This is a genomic window from Micropruina sp. (assembly GCF_027492755.1).
Lineage (GTDB): Bacteria > Actinomycetota > Actinomycetes > Propionibacteriales > Propionibacteriaceae > Micropruina.
This window is the reverse complement of record NZ_JAPUED010000144.1, coordinates 6604-9472: the sequence shown is the minus strand read 5'-3', so window position 1 is coordinate 9472 and position 2869 is coordinate 6604. Positions and strand designations below refer to the sequence as shown.

Here is a 2869-nt window from a genome sequence, read left to right as displayed (position 1 = left end):
GAGAGCACCCGGGCCGGCTTGTCGACGTCGTCGCCGGTGAACAGGAACGAGCCCAGAATCTTGCGGGCATCGGTCGGCGTCATGTCCTCGGGCGCCGCGGTCATCATGTTCTCCAGCACGCTGCGCGAGACGTCCAGGGTCTCGTGCTCCTGCGCGTAGTAGCCCAGCCGCAAGCCGTGACCCGGCTGCACCTCGCCGGTATCGGACGGCTCCATGCCGGCCAGGATGCGCAGCAGCGTGGTCTTGCCAGCACCGTTCAGGCCCAGGATGACCACCCGGGAGCCCTTGTCGATGGCCAGGTTGACGTCGGTGAACACCTCCAGCGACCCGTAGCTCTTGGACAGTTCCTCGCCGCGCAGCGGCACCTTGCCGCACGGCGCCGGTGTCGGGAACCGGATCTTCGCCACCCGGTCGGACGCCCGTTCGCCCTCCACCGACGCCAGCAGTTTCTGCGCCCGCTTGGCCATGTTCTGCGCGGCGACCGCCTTGGTGGCCTTGGCCCGCATCTTGTCGGCCTGGGCCAGCAGTTGCTCGGCCTTCCGCTCGGCGTTGAGCCGTTCCCGCTTGCGGCGCTTCTCGTCGGTCTCGCGCTGCAGCAGGTAGCGCTTCCAGTCCATCGCGTACTGGTCGAGTTCGGCGCGGTTGGCGTCCAGGTGGAACACCTTGGTGACGATCGCCTCGAGCAGCCCGACGTCGTGCGAGATCAGGATCACCCCGCCGGGGTAGGCCTTCAGGTAGTCGCGCAGCCAGACGATCGAGTCGGCGTCCAGGTGGTTGGTCGGCTCGTCGAGCAGCAGGTTGTCGGCGCCCGAGAACAGGATCCGGGCCAGTTCGACGCGTCGCCGCTGACCGCCGGACAGGGTGCGCAGCGGTTGACCGAGGACCCGGTCGGGCAGCCCCAGGTTGGCGGCGATCCGGGCCGCCTCGGACTCGGCTGCGTAGCCACCGGCCGCGGCCAGTTCGGCCTCAGCCTGAGCGTACGACCGCATGGCGGCGTCCTGGGCCTCGCCGGTCTCGGTGGCCATCTCCATCGAATAGCGAGCCAGCCGGGCCAGCACCGAGTCGAGCCCCCGCGCAGAAAGAATGCGGTCCTTGGCGAGGGTGTCCAGGTCACCGGTGCGCGGATCCTGCGGCAGGTAGCCGATCTGTCCCGACCGGGTGATCTGGCCCGCCGCGGGCAGCGCTTCGCCGGCCAGGATCTTGGTCAGCGTGGTCTTGCCGGCGCCGTTGCGGCCCACCAGCCCGACCTTGTCGCCGGCCGAGACCTGGAACGACGACGGCGCCAACAGCAGCCTGGCGCCCGCCCGGACTTCGACTTCCCTCGCAACTAGCACGAGGGACCACTCTACCGGGCGGGGTCGAGACTCACGGAATCACAGACTTCGCTGGTCGAGCTTGTCGAGACCCCAGATTCTGCGGTTGCTGACAAGGGGTTTCGACAAGCTCAACCAACGACCGGTTTCGACAAGCTCAACCAACGACCGGTTTCGACAAGCTCAACCGGCGGTGGTCGCTACACGCGGGACTGCTGCTGCGCCTTGCCCTTGACGATCTTCACGATCGTGCCGGGTGCGTGCGAGTCCGGGTCCCCCATGGTGGCGGCCCAGACGCTGCCGCCCGGTCCGGTCTCGACGGCGACGACACCGGGCAACGAGACCAGCGTGGAGCGCTTGCCGTGGCTGATCGTGGTGATCTTGCCACCGAAGAACTCCGCGACATACAGCTCACCGCGCTTGCCGATCGCCAGGTTGGTGGCGCCCAGGAAGCCGGACGCGACCACGCTCACCCTGCCGTTGCGCGGGTTGACCCGATACACCTTGCCCCGGGCACCGAGCGCCGGGGTTTCCGGGCCGCCCGGCAGGGTGGTGACGTAGAGGTAGCCGTCCCGGCCGACCTCGACATCGGTCGGCACCGACTCGAACGCGTAGGTGACGCCCAGGAAGCAGTCCGGCAGGCCCAGCGCCGCGGCGCTGGCCTTGTCGAAGGTGAACGGCTGCGGCGGCAAGACCGCGAGCGTGCTCACCTTGCCCCTCGAGGACACCGAGAACAGCGCGTTGGCGCCGGCGTCGGCGACCACCCAGCGGTTCTTCAACGCAGCGACCGAATAGGCGTGGGAGTCGACCTCGCCTTTGTAACTGACCGGGAACTGCATGGCCTTGAGGGCGTCCGAGACACACTGGCTCGGGTTCTTCACCCCGTAGCGATAGACCTTGTCCGGGTTGTACTTGGTCTCGTAGGCATGGGTGTCGGCGTAGATCCGGGTGCCCATCGGACCCCACAGGTGCAGACCGCTCGCGGTGTTCTCGAAGGTTTCCTCGTTGGTCACCGTGGTGGTGAAAGCGAGCCATCGGCCGTTGCGAGAGGTCGCGACGCCGGACGCCCCCGGCTGTTTCGCGGCGATGGTGGCGATCGAGCCGTCCTTCTTCAGCCGTCCGACCAGGTTGAGGCCGCCGTCCGCGACCCTGACGGTGCGCCCCCGGATGTCGAGGTTGAACGGCGCGGCCAGCGCCGACGACTTGATCACCGGCTTGGCGGCGGGCTCAGGTCCGGCGGTCGCGACGCCCGGGACCACCAGCAGCAGACTCGCCGACACACCGCCGACGGCCATCACGAACGTACGGGTGCGCATGTCTCCCCCTTCATGCCCGGCTGATCCGAGCGAATCGGACGCGCGGCGGCGGAGTCCCCCCGTCACGCCGGCCGCCCGTTGAGCCTCCTCCAGGCCCCGTCGTCATCCTGTGTGCCTGCTGTGTCCCGGGTCAACGATTCACTTCGGCCGACCGCTACGCACAATTGCGGAGCGGTTCTTCGTCATCCGGGGCGCGACCCTTCGTCATCCCGGGCTCGCCCCGGGATCTCCTAGAGCCGG

General features: G+C 68.6%; 2 protein-coding genes. Both read right to left on the bottom strand.

Translation table 11 applies throughout. From position 1 onward, the window contains the following. Window positions 1–1334 (bottom strand): ABC-F family ATP-binding cassette domain-containing protein (locus Q0066_RS10335; RefSeq protein WP_298132605.1); only part of this gene is annotated, 1334 nt, incomplete at its 3' end. Window positions 1335–1513: 179 nt separating this feature from the next. Continuing rightward, window positions 1514–2629, bottom strand: a complete 1116-nt coding sequence (locus Q0066_RS10330) for a ScyD/ScyE family protein (RefSeq protein ID WP_298132603.1) — start codon at window positions 2627–2629, stop codon at window positions 1514–1516. Between the last annotated feature and the right edge of the window lie 240 nt (window positions 2630–2869).